Raw genomic sequence first — 15363 nt, 5'->3', positions numbered from 1 at the left:
TTACCCTCGGCCAGTTGGCGGTAGTGGGTGACCGCCTCGTCGATAGCGGCCAGCGCACCGCCCCGATCCCCGACCTCGCTACGCAGGTTGGCCTGGTTGTTCAACGAGATGGCGAGGTTGGGCAGGAAGGCGCCGGGGTTGCTCTCGGCCAGTTGGCGGCGCAGCAGGACGGCTTCGTCGATGGCGGCCAGTGCGCCGGCCCGGTCCCCGACTTCGCTACGGGAAGCGGCCTGGCTGTTCAACGACGTGGCGAGGTTGGGCAGGAAACCACCGGGGTTGCCCTCGGCCAGTTGGCGGTAGTGGGTGACCGCTTCGTCGACGGCAGCCAGCGCACCGCCCCGGTCCCCGACCCCCCTACGCAGGTTGGCCTGGTTGTTCAACGACCCGGCGAGGTTGGGCAGGAAACCCCTGGGGTTGCCCTCGGCCAGTTGGCGGTAGTGGGTGACCGCTTCGTCGACGGCAGCCAGCGCACCGCCCCGGTCCCCGACCTCGCTACGCAGGTTGGCCTGGTTGTTCAACGACCCGGCGAGGTTGGGCAGGAAACCCCTGGGGTTGCCCTCGGCCAGTTGGCGGTAGTGGGTGACCGCTTCGTCGACGGCAGCCAGCGCACCGCCCCGGTCCCCGACCTCGCTACGCCGGACCGCGAGGGTGTTGAGCCAGGCGGCATGTCGGGCGGTGTTGATCTCCTTGGTGACCGTCGGGTCGTGCGATGGTTCGGCTCGTTCTGCGACGATATGGGCCAAGTCCCGGAGTGCGGCATGGCCCAGCGGAATCTCCTCAGCCAGGACCGCGAGTGGTAGTGGTGTGTCCTCGCGGAGGGCGAGTTGTGTGAGGGCGGTGGCGAACGGGCCACCGAGCTTGCGGGTCACGCTGTAGGCGGTGCTCCACAGCCAGGTGTGCTGGGTGAGCAGCCGCTGTGCCAGTGCGGTCGCCTGTTCCGGGTCGAATTCCTCGGCTCGGGTGAGCACAGTGCATGCCTGTGCCGTTTCCCAATCGGTTGCCAAGGCGTCGGTCAGCGCGTCGGGGTCACCCGGGTCGCGGGCGTGGCGCCGGTCGGTGGACGGGTTCGGGGGCAGGCAGTCGTCCAACAGCCGCCCGGCGCGTCCGAACTCACGCAGTACCAGGCGCTCCCCGACCGGGTCCGGTCGGATCGCGAAGCCTTCGTCGGTGTGGTCGGGGGCCAGCATCTTGGTCAGCAGACCAATAAAACCGGCCCGTTCGGGGGTCGGCACGCGCAACTCCGGCACCGTCTCCACGGCTCGGGTGACCCGTTCCGTTGTGCGCGGTGCAAGCAGGGTCAGCACGGCGCCGACCTTGCCCGCCAGTTCGCGGAACCCCCGAATGGCCATTTCGTTGTGCGGCTCGGGTGTATCGAAGACACGGGCGGCGCGGTACCAGTAGTCGAACTCCCTGCGAAGAATTTCGTCGTAGAGCGCGTCGCGTCGGGCGGGCAGTGCGTCACCGTCGACACCGTGGGTGGCGAGCCATGCCTGAAGGACGAGGTCCAGAGTGGTCCAGCGCGGGTTGTCCGGCGGTTGTCCGACCGCGGTCCCGACCGCCCCGGGCAGCTGGGCGAACCGCTGCGCGGCCCGACGGAACAGGCCCGTCGGGGACGGATGACGGCGTGGCAGAGGCAACGCCCAGGGCTCGGCGAGATCCACTCCCTCCCGGCGAGCCGCGTCGACGATGTCGTGCAACCAGTCGCCTGCGGAACGTGCGGTGAACAGGATTCTCGTGGTCTGCTCACGTCGTCGCATGGTGCGGATCAGTTTGACGACGGTCTCGACGGAGGTGTCCTCGACGTAGTCGACGACGACCAGCGTCTTGGGGACCACGGTGGACAACCACGTCCATGTGGCGTTGTCGAGGGTGCTCTTGGGGAAGAAGCCGGTATACCAGCCCTGTCGCTGCAGCCGTGCGCACAGTTCGGCGGCCAGGTGGGTCTTGCCCGCCCCGCCGACTCCGTGCACGACGGCCAACTCGACCCCGTCCGGGGAGGTCGCGTCGGCGTGCGCCCACTCCTGCAGCAGGTCCAGTTCGTCACGCGCGTAGAAGGGGACCAGTCCGTGCCTGGCCTTGATCTGCGTCAGAGGACCGGCGGCGGTGTTCGGCTCCCGGTAGGCCGGGTTGAGCGGCTCGACGTCACCGGGTAGGAACCGCGAGTCCGCTACTTCCACCGCGTGGAGTTGGCGGGACAGGCCGACGTCGATGCCCGACGCCCAACGCCACGCCTGCGAGGTGTGGTCGGACGCAAGTAGGACGGACGCGCCGTCCCGCACGGCGGCAGCCCAGTCCTTGGCCGGGTGATCGGCGGTGAACGGCCACGCCGCACCGGCCACGTCCACGGCCAGGAACGCCCCCGCGCCGTCCGCCGACGCCCGGATCTCGCGGAGCAGGGGCAGGCCGTCCGTCGTCGTCGGAGGTGAAGCGTGCACCAGCCCCTGCAACGGGTAGGCCGGCTCGGGCGACGTGGACCAGGAACCGTCCAACCACACCAGCACGACAGCGTGCGCCGCCCGCGCCCGGACCGAGTCGACGACGACGATCAGCGGGTGCAGCCCGGCGTCTAGACACGCCCCGGCGTAGGCGACGCAGAGGTCCAGGCAGGTGCCTTGACGAGGGCGGGCCAGCACCTGATCCACCGGCCTCACCAGTTGGCCACCGGGCACGCTGGTACTGGGTTCGTCGACGTAGCGGACGCCACGACGAGCGAACACCTCGTAGATCACCCGTGCCTTCTCGGCCCGTGTCCGTCCCGTCCCGGGCCCCGGAAGGTCGGCCGCCAGCTCCGCCGGGAGCAGCTTCCCGACCACGTCCTGCCGCACGAAACCGGCCAACGCCTCCGGAGCCTCCCCGCGGCTCCACAGCCACCGCGTCACAGCGGCACCACCCCGAACTGCGTCTCGCCGACCACCCGATCCACCCCCGGGACGTGGTCCAACTCCACCCTCACCCGATGCACACCGGCCGGTGCCCCAAGCACCACCGACGCCCACGTCTGCCCATCACGCCTCACATCCAACTCCGCCGGACCGCCGTGCTCGGGGAACAGCCGGAACCTGGCCCGGACACCGGAGGGATCGGCGCCGCGCAGGGTCGCGCGGATCTCGACGTGCTCGCCCACCGCCCACACCTCGTCCTGGTCGAACGCCACCCACGGGACCGCGGGGTTCGGCTCACCGCGCACCGCGGCCAGCGACGCCGCATCGAACCGCGTGACGTACTCGACCAATCCCGGCGTCGAGGCGATCCGCATGTGCGTGTCCGGAGACCACGTCCTGCCATCCACCAGCGGTTCGTCAGCCTGTTGCCCGTCCTCCACCGGGGTCACGGCGATCGCCGGAACGGTGCCGTCACCGCCCTCCCACCCTTTGCCGGGCAACCACTCCGCATCGCCGCGCTCGACCCGGACCCGTGACCCGTCCACCACCGCCCGTCCCGGCGTCGCGTGGCCGCTGGAGTAGAAAACCATCGTACGTCGCCGCAGTGATGCGTCACTCCGCAAGACAGCGGCGTGGTGCTTCTCCAGCAACAGGTGCCGCTGGTAGGCCGCCTCCGCCCGACGCCGGAAAGACTCCGGCGCAACCGACACCTGATGCGGGTAACGCGCGACCCCGCCCTCCAGGACCGCCGGATAGCGCGGCAGCAACTCCCAAGTGGAATCCCACTGAGCCAATACCCCCGACGCTGCGCCCAACAGCCGCGACGTGCCCTCCGCGATCGGCGACGGACCCAGACGGATACCGTTCAACAACCAATCGAGCGCTTTCGGCGCGCCACGGTGCGGCGTTCCGACCGTCACCAGCCGGTCGCACACCGCGTGGCCACCCAACACCGCCCACCACCACTGCGCCACCAGCCCGCCCATCGAATGAGCGACCACCACGACCCGCCGCCCTGCGGCCCGTCGATCGACTTCGAGCCGCAGCCGCTCGGCATTGACCGCCATGCTCTGCCGGAAGTCGTAAGGGAATAACAATACGCTGGCCTCAGGTGACGGGGCCCGATCCGGGCGCGCGACGTCGACATCCGCGGGCCCCAACCGCAGCGAGTTCATCAGGCCCTGTACCAACCGGTCGTACCCCGGCACCAGAGTCCACGAGCACACCGACGTCGACGGCATCAACCCGACCGGCACGACCTCCTGCGCCATCTCCAACCCCGCAGGATGCAACACGGCCGAAGCGGTGGTCCCGACCCGTCCCCACAGCGGCACACCGCCTGGCCGCTCCAGAACACTCCCGCCAATGCCGGGAACAACCACATAAAGACGGGCGGTGCTCATCGACACTCCGGTATCGCGCTCGAGTGAAGCCCTTGTCATCAGATCGCCGAAACCGGTGAAACGTTACCGGACGACGCCACGAGGAGCCTCGCGCAGGAGCTCAGCCCACGACCCACCTGCATGTGCATTCGCATATCATCATGAATGCCACTCGACAGGGAATCGGCAATAGCGTGTCGCGGAACGGCTGGCGCCCGCTCATCCGCATGAGCGCACGTTGCGATCGAGCACTGTTTCGGAATGGCCGACTGGTGCTGTGGCAACGTAGGTGCGATCGCGTCTCCCTGGCGTCCGTCTCGGGCAGGACTGCGCTCACCCACGACTACGGAACTGGTCTCGTAGGTGGAGAATCCCTCGGGGCCGGTATGAGCGTGTTGAGGTCGGGGAACTGTCCGCAGCACCTGATCAAATGGTCATTTGGCGGTCATCTGTACGCGAAAGCGGTCAAGTGTGCGCGGAAGCTACAACAGCGGTAGAGACCGCCGGGCGGGTGGCTCCGGCGTAGTCGTCGCCGTTGTATCGGTAGTTGTCGATTTGTACCGGTTGGCCGAAGGTCGGGGCGTTGATCATGAGTCCGTTGCCGATGTAGAGGCCGACGTGGTGGATGTTGCCGGGTGTGCCGTAGAAGACGAGGTCGCCCGGCAGCAGCGGTTGCCCGGCCGGGACGTGCGGGCCTGCGTCAAGCTGGGTCTGTGCGGTGCGGGGCAGGGTGATTCCTGCGGCGGCGTAGGCGGCCTTGGTCAGTCCGGAGCAGTCGAAGCCGGCGTGGCCGCCGTCGGGGCCGTTGCCGCCCCACACGTAGGGCAGTCCGCGCATGCCGCAGGCGTAGTTGATCGCCGCGAGGGTGGCGGCGTTGGGGGCTTGGATGGCGTTGCAGTCGCCGTTGCCGACGCTGGCCGCGGCGACCTGGGCGTACTTGGCAGCCTGTTCGAGGACCTTGTCGACGTACCAGTCGGCGTGGTTGTAGGCGAAGATCGCCGCTCGGAGGTCGCCCCGGCGGACGCCTTCGTCGCAGAGGAGGAAGGCTGCCGCGTGGATAGCGTCGTGGGGGTTGTACCGCGAGGGTGGGCTGGCGCCGCCGGGTGGGATCTGGTGTGTGGCGGTGACGCTGTTGAAGGTCGGGGCGAGGAACTGCATCGGTCCGCCGGCCCCGGCGTAGTTCTCGCCTTCGGTCACGCCGGGTGCCTCGAGGCGGCCGTGGTCGGTCTCGACTTTGCCGATCGCGGCGAGCACGGTCCAGTCCAGGCCGGGGCAGTGCGGGGCCGCGGTGACGTAGAGCAGGCAGTACTCGGGCGGGATGTCGGCGATCGGTGACGTGCAGTCGATGGTGGTGTTCGAGGAGCTGCCGAATAGCGCGTCCACCACGGCGCTCACGCTCTGGCCGATCATGACGGGGATGAGCAGCAACAGCGCTACGGCGCCGATGGCGATCTTGGCGGGCACGCTCTCACCACCTCCCCGGCTGGCCCGCCCCGCGCGACGCCCGTGGGCTGGTCGCGGTGGGCGGCATCGGCGAGGGCGGCGGCGACATCGGCTGCGGCGAGTCCGCACCCGCCGGGGTCTCCTCGTTGGGCGTGACCGGCGGCGGCACGTGCGGCCAGGCGTCGGGCAATCCCGCGAGCGGTCGCCGGGGCGCTCCGGTCGGGGCGTTGAGCGGCAGCCAGACTTCGTCGGCCGGGCTCGGGTGGAGGGCCTCGGGGTTGAGCACCTCAGCTGCCGCGGTAGCTACCGGCACCGAGAGCCGGTCGTCGAGCTCACGCCACGCCTTCGCGAGCAGCCGGCGGGCGGCGGCCTCGCGCCGCGAGGTCGGCAGCCACACCAGCAACGGCGTGGTGATACTGGTGGCTTGGGCGAGGGCGGCGTAGCCGGCCAGTTTCCCGGCGAGTTTGCTCAGCGGCTCGGTCCCGAAGTCGTACTCGAGGAACCACTCGACCTGCCGGTCACCGTGCCGGTCGTGGTACCTCCAGCGGCCGTAGCTGTCGGGTTTGATCAAGTCGCCGAAATGCCTCGCGCAGCGGGTCTCCGACCACCACGCCGCCAGCTCGACCTGCTCGCCGGGGTAGGGATGGCGGGCGCGGTCGACCAAGGCGGTGAACCACTCGTTGACGCCGACGGTGTGGGCCAGGCGCAGGCTGTGGGCGACGCCGAAGACCCGGTCGTGCCGGTAGCCGAGTTCCTTGAGGTCCAGGCCGTCCTCGGCGGCGAGCACGGCCGCACCGGCGGGCGCCAGGACGTAGTGCATCGGCGCGGTGCCGAGGGAAACGAAAGGCTGGAACCGGTCGACGACGCCCCACAGGTAGAGCTCGCGCAGCCGCATCCGCCCGGATCGGAAGCTGGGGAAGGCGAGCGCGGTGATCTGGTGGGCGGTGAGGACCTTGTGCTCCCAGAGCATCCGGGCGATCCACTTGTCGCGCGGGGTCAGCCGCCACGCCAGCACGGCCTGGTGCTCGGCGGTGTTCGCGACACGCGGGGTGGGCCGGGTCGGCTTGTGGCCGCGCAAAGCACGCTGCCGTGTGGGATTGGTGATCATGTCGGGCACCTCCGGGTGGGCAAGGCGAAACCGCCCCGGCGCGAAGCGCGCCGGGCGTGATGGCGGGTGGAAGAACGGGAGGGTGAGGTCAGCCGTTACGGCGGGGATCGGCGCTACGCGGGCGAGCGACGGGCTCGTTCCGGTTCGAGGGGCGGGTCCGACCCGATGAGCCGCGAAGCGGCCGGGTGCCGGTGGTTGCGGGCCCGCCAGCGGCAGGCTCGGTCGCGCGAGTCCGCGCCGTGCGGCGCGCTACGCTGCGGATCTCCCGTGCCCTGCCTGGGACGGCGGGCGGGAGGGGTTGGGTGAGCATGGTGAACGGCTGGGCTTCCTCGCCGTTGAGCACCAGGCGCACAGCGGCGTGGTAGACGCCGAGGTGGGCGAGGTCGTGGTTGGACAGCCGCGGCGCGGTGTGGCGAGACAGCTCGCGCGAGTCCTCGGGGCTGGCGTTGAAGAAGATCTTGCTGCGTGCGTTGGTGGACATGCCCTCGCGTAGTTCGCGGGGGAGCTGGCCGAGGTGCTGGTGGGCCAGGGTCATGCTGACGCGGAAACCACGGGCCTCGGCGAGCATGTCCTCGATCGGATAAGGCAGATTCAGGAAGTTGTGGCACTCGTCGATGACCAGGCTCGCGTCCCGGCGTTGCCGTTGCGGGGTGCGGGCCCGTCCGGTGGTGGCCTGCCAGGTCCGCGCGACGACCAGCGATCCGACCAGCCGGGTGGTCTCTTCGCCGAGTGCGCCCTTGGGGATGCGCACCAGGCAGATCCCGCCGTCGAGAACCTGACTCATGTCCACGGTGGAGTGACCGCCCGCGATCGCGTCGCGGACGAACGGCCGCAGCAAGAACGCACGCAGCTTGTTCATCAGCGGACTGATGACCTGGGAGCGCGACGAGTCGGTGAGTTCCTCGTACCAGGACCAGAATCCGCGCAGCACGGGGTCGGTGATTCCGGCGGTGACCCGGCTGCGGAACGCCTCGTCGGCCAGCAGTTTCGGTAGGTCGGCCAGAGTGGCGACGCCTTCCTGGGAGCGCAGGGTGAGGCAGGCGGCGCGCATGACGTCGTCGGTGCGCGGACCCCAGAACGCCGAGTACACCCGCCGGAAGACGCTGACGAGGTTGTCCACCGTCAGGTCGGTCTCTCCACCGTCCAAGGGGTTGAGGCACGGCGGTCGGGACTTGCTGTCGGCGTCGAAGATCACGACCCGGTCCGCAGCCGAGCGCGGCAGGCGGGACAGGACGTCGGTGACGAGGTCGCCCTTGGGGTCGATGAGCACGATTCCGCGGCCTGCCTCGGCATCAACGAGGATCATGTTGCCGAGCAAGGTCGACTTGCCCGAGCCGGTCGCGCCGATGACGTGCAGGTGGTGGCGGGCATCGGGTACGCGCAGGGCGACGGGGCGCTGGTGGCCGGTGTCGGTAACCCCGATCGGTTTGGCGTCCGGCCCCGGTGTGGCGATGCCCGGCGGAGGTGCGATGGCGCGGGCTCCGGCGCGCTGGATGCCGGGGATGGCCTCGTCGGTGGGCAGGTGCGCGATCGCCGCCAGCTCGGCCACCGACAACAGGTCGCCGCGCCCGAGACGACGGGTGTCGATGACGCGGCAGGGGTGGCGGAGGCGGTGGCGGGTGTAGTGGTTGTGCTCGGTGTAGGAGGCGAACGAGGCCGCCAGGGCGTGCGCCCGTCCGCGGGCGACATCCCGCGCCCGGCGGACCTCGCCTTCGTCGATATCGGCCGGCAGCAGGGTCGCCACGGCGTAGCGGATCACCGTCTCGAACTGGCTGCCGCGCTGCTTGCCGACGATCGCGCGGTTCTGCGCTGCGTATTCCAGTGAGGTCTGCGGGTCACTGTGCAAGGCGCCGGTCTTCGTCCGCACCGCAGCCGTACGCCGCGAGCGGCTGCCCGTGCCGGGGGTGATCGCGTCGAGCAGGCGGCCGACCAGACGGGTCGAGCCGCCGGTGTGGACCCGCCGAGCCGCGCGCCGCGCGCGTTGCACACGGCGGCCGGTGACCGGGCGGGCCAGCACCTGCACGCAGGCGTATTCCTCCCTACCGAGCCCGACCGGCGCACCGATCAACGCCCGGATCGGGTCGGCGTCGAAGTCGCTGCGGATCGGCAACGCCTCGGGGCGCGCCAGCCGCAGCTCGCCGCCGACCACCAGCCGCCGTTGCCCCTCGTCCGGTGTCGGCAGGGGCGGCTCGGCCGGGCTGACGCGGGTGTGCGCGCCCGGCCAGGCCGCCTCCACGGCGCGTTCGACCAGGCCGGGCGGGATGACCCCGGGCACCCACAGCCGGATCGCGACCCCGGCCTCGGAGAACACGTACTCGCACGCCACGTGCGGCTGGCCGGTGAACGCCCGCCGCCACCCAGGGCGCAGCAGACCGACCAGGTTCGACCACAACGCGGCCCCGCCCGCGGGATCCACCTGTGGCGGGGCGAGCACGGTGACCTGACGGGCGTCGGCCAGCAGCAGCTCGTGGCAGCGGCGGGACCACCACCGCCGGCCGAGCACGATCCCGGTGACGAGCACCGCGAGAACGGGGGCCGCGATCGGGCCCCAGTTCAGGACGAGGTCCCGCAGCTGGGCCAGCAGCGCGAGTAGTGCACCGCCGGGGTCGCGCAGGTAGTTCTCCAGCCACCCGGCGGCGACAAGGGCCGACGAGTGCGTGGGCGCGGTGGCGAGGAGGGGTGTTTCCGGTGGCTGGTCGAGGGCAGGCGGTACCCACGTCAGTGTTCGGGGCAGCATGAACGAATCCCTTCACGGGATATGTGCGTGGAAAGTGGTGGTGCGCGCGGCTCAGGCGGCGTCGAGGTGGATCTGGTCGTCGCCGAAGTCGGTGTCGGAGCCGAACTCGTCTCCGTCGACGCCCAGGTCGACGAACGCGGCCTCGGCCTCGTCGACCGGTTCGGCGGTGTCGGCGTAGGCGGCGAGTTCGGCCGGGTTGCTGGTCACCAGGTAGTGCTCCGTCGGCGAGGCGATGCTCTGAAACGCCACCCGCTGCGTCCCGGCTGACAGCAGGCCCTGGCCACGGTCGGCGGAGAGCAGGAACGCGCGCTCTCCGGCGGAGAGGTCGAAGGTCTGGGTGATCTCGTCGATGGCCTGCGACGCCTGGCGCAGCAGGATCTGGGTGGCCGCGTTCGCCACGACGGCCTTGCCCAGGTCGCTGCCGAGGACGTCGGCGGTGTCCTGGGTGGCGACGGTCAGTCCGGCCCAGTGCTTGCGGGATGCCTTGGCCATGCGGAACAGGAACTCGGCGCCGGACTTTTCCTTCATCAGCAGCCACGCCTCGTCCACCACGACCAGGCGCGGGCGGCGGATGGCCGGGTTGGACACCTGCCGCCAGACTGCGTCGAGGGTGAGCAGAGTGCCGATCCCTTTCAGCTCGTCGGGCAGGTCCCGCAGGCTGAACACGACGAGGTGACCTTCGGGGTTGACGCTGCTGGGCCCGTCGAACAGCTGCTTGAACGCGCCCTCGACGAACGGGTGCAGCCTCGCCGCCAGGTCGCCCGCTGCCTGGTCGCCGGCCTGCCCGGCGCCGGCGAGCTGGTCGCGCAAGACTCGCAGCGTCGGCGACGGCCGGGTCCAGGTCCGCGCGTCGGCGGTGATCCCGACGCTCTGGTACGTCGCGGCGATCGCCCGGTCCAACGCCGCCCGCTCCGCCGCCTCCAGCTCGTCCCCGATCAAGACGGCGATGACGGTGTGCAGGAACAGCGACCGACGCACGAGCGCGTCCTTCGGTGCGGTGCGGCGACCGTCGGCACGCGTGTGGATCGGCAGGTCGAACGGGTTGAGCCGGACACCCCGCGCGCCGAGGTGCACGTAGGTGCCGCCGACCGCGGCGGCCAGCCGGGCGTACTCGTCCTCGGGGTCGACGACGGCGATCTCGATGCCCCGGTACAGGCTGCGCAGCAGCTCCAACTTCACCAGGTACGACTTGCCCGCTCCCGAGCGACCGAGGATCACGCTGTTGTGGTTGTGCATCCCCTCGCCGAACCGGTCCCAGTGCACCAACCCCTGCGAGCCCACGTTGTAGCCGTAGAGCACCCCGGACGGCGCGGCCACACTGGTCGGGTCCGGGGCGGGCAGGTCCGGGCTGGTGAACGGGAACGCCGCCGCCAACGCCGAGGTGTCGAACGTCCTGCGCATCCCGATGAGGTCCAGGCCCATCGGCAGCGTCGACACCCAGCCCTGCAGCGACCGATAGGTCGTGTGCTTGGCGTCGAGCAACAGCGACGCGCACAGCGACCGCAGCGCGGCCACCTCGTCGACCAGCGCCTTCTCCGAGGCGGCGTGGATCGTCAGGTACAGCCCGACCCGAAACAGCTTTCCCTCGCCGCGGGCGACGCGGGAGGACAAGTCGTAGGCGTCCTCGGTGGCGGCCTCGACCTGCGGGTCGAACAGGCGGCCGTGCTCGGCGGTGTGCCGCCGCCCGGCCTCCAACTTCGCGAGCTGCTTCTTCAGTCGCGAGGCGGCGGTGGCGGGGTCGATCGGCTCGATGTGCACGGAGACGTCCAGGCGACCGGGGTAGGTCAGCAGCGGGGCGAGCCAGCCGGGGTGCACCTCGCGCGGAAAGCCGACCACGGCGAAGCTGGCGACCCACTCGCCGCCGACCTCCAGGTGCCGCGCGGCCACCGAGAGGGCGTCGGGGGTGAACGCGGCAGCCGCCGACGAGGCCGCCGGGGCGGCCGGGTTGCCGCGGGTCTTGCGTGTGCGGGAGGCCATCAGGACCGACCCCTCTCGTCCTCGTAGTCGTCCGGGTAGTCGTCGTCCTCGTAGTCCCAGTCGTCCCCGTGGTCGTCGCCGTCCTCGGACCGCTCCGACGGCGCACGGCTGGGCGCCGGTTGGGCGAAGAAGGAGCTGTCGTCGAAGTCGTCCTCGGTGAGGTCCGCGCCGGAGGTGGTGATGACCTCGTCCGCGCCGGCCAGTCCTGCCGAAGGCGGCAGCAGGGTGTCGGGGTTGCAGGCCGAGGCCAGCACCGCCGTGGCCTGCCCCGCGTCGAGCGGGGTGACCACGATCCCGGCCGGCGACAGCAGGTCGATCGCCTCGCCGAGACGGCGCACCAGCCGCGACTCCGCCGCCCTGCGGGTTCCGGCGTCGACCTGTCCGCCCGCCTGTGTGCGGCGCTTGCCCGCCATCGACCCGAGCACCGCCAGCGGACCGGGCCCGCCCAAGCCGTCGGTCGGCGCCGTTGTGCCGAGCGGCTCGCGCAGCACCAGCAGCACCTGGCGGCGCAGCAGGTCCGACTGCTGCCCGAGCCGGACCAGGTAGTCGGCGTGCTCGACCGCGGCGGCCTCCAGCGCCGGGTGCGGTAGCCCACCCGCCCGCTCGCGCAGCTCCGCGATCTGGGCGGAGAGGTCGAGGCGTTCGGTGCGCACCAGCACCTGCACCGGGGCAGTCAGGGAGTGCAAATAGCGGCCGAACGAGGCGACCAGCGCTTCCTGCTCGTTCGGGGTCCGCAGCGCGAAGTTCACCGTCGAGGCGACCGCGACTACGGCCAGGCCGTCCGTGCCGAGGTCGACCACCCCGGTCTCGGTGACGGCCTCGGCCGGCAGGCGCAACGCCGAGGGCGACACCTGCTCGGGCTGCCCGGCCCGGCCCTTGCCGCTCTTGCGGCGCCCCGCCGCCCGGCTCGCGGTGTCGGGGGTGATCCAGGCAGGGGCGGAGCGCACGCCCTCGGGTGCGGCGACCCGGTGGCGGGGTGCGACCCGCTGGCGGATCGCGGCGACGAGCAGCTTGTCCATCGGAACTCCGTCGCGCTTGCCGAGGGCAAACATCGCCGAGGCCGCGCCGACCGAGACGGCGAAGGCCAGGAACACCGGGATCGGAATGAAGGCGCGGGTGGCCGCCCAGATCAGGTAGAGCACCGCCCCGGCGGCGGCGAGGATGGCCAGCTGGCGAGCGGTCAGCGGCCCGAGGACACGGTCGTGCATGTCGACATCGGCCGGGATACGGACGGGGACGGTCATGAGGTCTTACCTCCTGGCTTCGGACGTGGCCGCGCCGATGGCGGTGGTGAGCTGAAGACCGGCGTCGTCGGTGGCTTGGCCGGCTTGGGCAGGTCCAGCGGCAACCGCAACTGCTGTCCCGCGCGCGGCGCTGGGCGAGGCGGGGCCGCCGGTGGCGGAGCGGGTGCCGGCTCGGGCGGCGGAGTTCGGCGCATGCCTTCCAGTGGCAGCGGATACTGGCCGTTGCGGTTCGGCCGGTTGCCCTTGTACGGGTCGAAGGGCAGCTCCGGCTGGACCACCCGACGTCCGCTCGGTCGAGGGCTCGGCGGGGGCGGCGGACTCGCCGGGCGCGGCATGCGGCGCACCCCGTCCAGGGGCAGCGGGTACTGCCCGGACCGGTTCGGGCGGTTGCCCCGGTAGGGGTCCAGCGGCAACTCGAGCTGCTTGCCGCCGGCCGCGCGGGTGCGACGACCGCCGGTGTCCGCCCCGGTTGGGGCGGGCGGTGGTGGCGTCGTGCGCTGGACGTCCAGGGGCAGCCGATACTGGCCGTCGCGGCCGAGCACGGGCTTGTTCTCCGGCCAGTCGTCACCCAGCGGCAGCGCCAGCTGGCGGCCTCGCGGCCCGGAGGCATTCGGGGCCGGATCGGACTTCGACCTCGGTGCTGGCCTGCTCGTCGGGCGGGTGCGGCGCACGCCGGGCAGCGGCAGGACGTACTGCCCACTGCCGGTGGTGCGCGCGGCGGCGTACGGGTCGGTCGCGCCGCCTCCACCGCTGGAGCTTCCACTGCCGTTGCCGCCTCGACCACCGCCCATCGGGCGAGGCTCGGGTCCCTTGCCACCGCCGCGACCGCCGAGCAGGCCGAAGGTCTTGTAGGCGATGAAGCCGCGCACCAGCGATCCGACGAGACTGCGTCCGCCGCTTCCGCCGCGTACCGCGGACAGCACCCAGAACGGGATCTTGAACAGGATGTACATCAGCGCCAGCGCGACCAGCAGGTTGACCACACCGGACGGCGTCGGGCCGAACAGGGTGAACCCGCCCGGCGCGAGGAACACCCGCAACGCGGTGGCCAACGTCAGGCTCTGGCCCAGCTGGATCGCCAGGCAGCCGCCGTAGGCTTTCCACCACCAGTAGGCGATGCCCTCGGTCTGCGGCAGGGCGTGGAACATCAGCGCCAGCGGCGCCCCGGCGATGAGGACGACGGTCAACGCCACCCGCACCACGTAGGTGATCAACAACGCGACGAGCATCCCGGCGAGGAAGATGCCGATGATGTGGATCCAGATGCCGCCGGTCAGGCTGTTGAGCACCAGATCGCGCAGCGTGGCTCCGGCGGTACTCGCATCGACACCACCGCCCATAATCGCCTCGACCCCGGCATTGGCGATCTGGACACCCTTGCCCGCCACCCACAACGACAGCGCCCCGGCCAGGAACCCGACCACCAGACGCGGTGCGAGTTCCTTGACGGAGTGTCGTGTCTGGACGGTCTGGTAGCCCATCGCGATGACTCCGGCGATGAGCACGAGCAGCCCGTAGGAGATGAGCAGGATCTGCCAGGAGTTGTCCCACAGCTCCCCGATCCGTGGCAGCGAGTCCGGCATCGGGGTGGTCAGCAGCGTCCTGGACAGCAGGTCCAACAGCGGGTTGAGCGCCTCGGTGACGATGCCCTGGAAGAAGGCGTTGATGGCCTCGGTGATGCAGGCACCGACATCGGTGATCCCGCACTCGGACTCGGTCTGCTCGCCGTGTCCGGGCTGCCCGGTGGCAGGGTTGGGCGACGGAGTCGTGGTGGCGGCCGGTTGCGGTATGCAGCCCTCACCCGTGCACGGTGGCTTCACTGAGGTGGTGCCCTGCACGGGGCAGTTGGCGTGATGCGCACCTGGGGCACAGATGCCCGAGGTGGGCGGCTTGCTCGGGTTCGACAGCGGCAGTCCGGTCGTCGGTGTGCTGGGCGGGGTGCAGATCGGCCGCAGCGGCGAGCCCGGCCCGCACGGGTTCGGGTCGACGGACGAGGTCGCCAGCGGTTGCGCGGCGGCAGCCGGCGCGACCGGTGAGCCCGAGCCGGGTGCGAAGGCCGCGGCGGCGAGGGCACCGCCCAACCCGGCCACCAGGCTCACCACCAACGCGGTCAGTGCCCGGCCGCGCGTCACACGTGGACGGCGCACTGCCCGCCGCAGGATCGCGGCTGGACTCTCCAGCCTTTCGAGGCGGTTCGCCGACCTGCTCGACGGAGGCGCCACCTCAGGCCCCCACGATGCCCTTGAGCACGGTGACGACCAAGGGTGCGAGCGCAGCCAAGCCATAGCCGATGCCCGCCGACTTGAACGCCTGCTTGGCCTTCTCCTGCTCGCCAGGGTCGCCGCCACCGAACACCCGACGCACCCCGCCGACGGTCAGGAACACCGTCGCCAGCCCAGCGAGGATGCCCATCAGCCAGTTGCGAATGTTGTTCAGAACCTCGTCCACGGTGGCCGCGATCGCGAGCACCACGGTATCCGCGTGCGCGGTCGCGCCGGAGGCCAGCAGCGCCACCACGACAAGTTCGGCGATCAGCAGTGCGCGACGGCGGAAGCTGCGGCGGCGGTCACTACACCCGTCACAGCTCGGA

9 protein-coding genes are annotated in these 15363 nt (G+C 71.0%); all 9 read right to left on the bottom strand.

The window, feature by feature from the left end; genetic code table 11:
- Positions 1 to 2879, bottom strand: a 2879-nt coding sequence (locus tag B0I31_RS12065; protein ID WP_106615369.1) for a tetratricopeptide repeat protein, incomplete at its 3' end; no start/stop codon positions are given.
- A complete protein-coding gene (locus B0I31_RS12060) occupies positions 2876 to 4285 on the bottom strand; it encodes an esterase/lipase family protein (RefSeq protein WP_181320117.1) in 1410 nt (469 codons plus the stop codon). The genes B0I31_RS12060 and B0I31_RS12065, both read right to left, overlap by 4 nt.
- A gap of 444 nt (positions 4286 to 4729) precedes the next feature.
- Complete coding sequence (locus B0I31_RS12055) at positions 4730 to 5674, bottom strand: C40 family peptidase (RefSeq protein WP_106615463.1); 945 nt, start codon at positions 5672 to 5674, stop codon at positions 4730 to 4732.
- Positions 5675 to 5732: 58 nt separating this feature from the next.
- Positions 5733 to 6815, bottom strand: coding sequence for a replication-relaxation family protein (locus B0I31_RS12050; RefSeq protein WP_106615367.1), 1083 nt, complete (start codon positions 6813 to 6815; stop codon positions 5733 to 5735).
- An 88-nt stretch (positions 6816 to 6903) separates the two neighbouring features.
- Positions 6904 to 9552 (bottom strand): type IV secretory system conjugative DNA transfer family protein, encoded by a 2649-nt coding sequence (locus B0I31_RS12045; protein WP_106615366.1) that lies wholly within the window; start codon positions 9550 to 9552, stop codon positions 6904 to 6906.
- A 51-nt stretch (positions 9553 to 9603) separates the two neighbouring features.
- Positions 9604 to 11529, bottom strand: a complete 1926-nt coding sequence (locus B0I31_RS12040; protein ID WP_106615365.1) for a VirB4 family type IV secretion system protein — start codon at positions 11527 to 11529, stop codon at positions 9604 to 9606.
- Complete coding sequence (locus B0I31_RS12035) at positions 11529 to 12773, bottom strand: PrgI family protein (protein WP_106615364.1); 1245 nt, start codon at positions 12771 to 12773, stop codon at positions 11529 to 11531. Before B0I31_RS12035 ends, B0I31_RS12040 begins: the two co-directional genes overlap by 1 nt.
- Positions 12770 to 14905 (bottom strand): TrbL/VirB6 family protein, encoded by a 2136-nt coding sequence (locus B0I31_RS12030; RefSeq protein ID WP_245949823.1) that lies wholly within the window; start codon positions 14903 to 14905, stop codon positions 12770 to 12772. Before B0I31_RS12030 ends, B0I31_RS12035 begins: the two co-directional genes overlap by 4 nt.
- A 91-nt stretch (positions 14906 to 14996) precedes the next feature.
- A complete protein-coding gene (locus tag B0I31_RS41680; RefSeq protein WP_245949822.1) occupies positions 14997 to 15287 on the bottom strand; it encodes a pilin in 291 nt (96 codons plus the stop codon).
- Between the last annotated feature and the right edge of the window lie 76 nt (positions 15288 to 15363).

Origin of the sequence: Saccharothrix carnea, from assembly GCF_003014735.1 — a bacterium.
In the GTDB taxonomy this organism is placed as follows: Bacteria; Actinomycetota; Actinomycetes; order Mycobacteriales; family Pseudonocardiaceae; genus Actinosynnema; species Actinosynnema carneum.
Note: the sequence above shows the minus strand (reverse complement) of the source record. Positions and strands in the feature narration are given on the sequence as shown.

Excerpts from the sequence above, each read along its gene's own strand:
- B0I31_RS12050 (WP_106615367.1), bottom strand. The coding sequence starts at position 6,815 with ATGATCACCAATCCCACACGGCAGCGTGCTTTGCGCGGCCACAAGCCG.
- B0I31_RS12040 (WP_106615365.1), bottom strand. The coding sequence starts at position 11,529 with ATGGCCTCCCGCACACGCAAGACCCGCGGCAACCCGGCCGCCCCGGCG.
- B0I31_RS12035 (WP_106615364.1), bottom strand. The coding sequence starts at position 12,773 with ATGACCGTCCCCGTCCGTATCCCGGCCGATGTCGACATGCACGACCGT.
- B0I31_RS12045 (WP_106615366.1), bottom strand. The coding sequence starts at position 9,552 with ATGCTGCCCCGAACACTGACGTGGGTACCGCCTGCCCTCGACCAGCCA.
- B0I31_RS12060 (WP_181320117.1), bottom strand. The coding sequence starts at position 4,285 with ATGAGCACCGCCCGTCTTTATGTGGTTGTTCCCGGCATTGGCGGGAGT.
- B0I31_RS12055 (WP_106615463.1), bottom strand. The coding sequence starts at position 5,674 with ATGATCGGCCAGAGCGTGAGCGCCGTGGTGGACGCGCTATTCGGCAGC.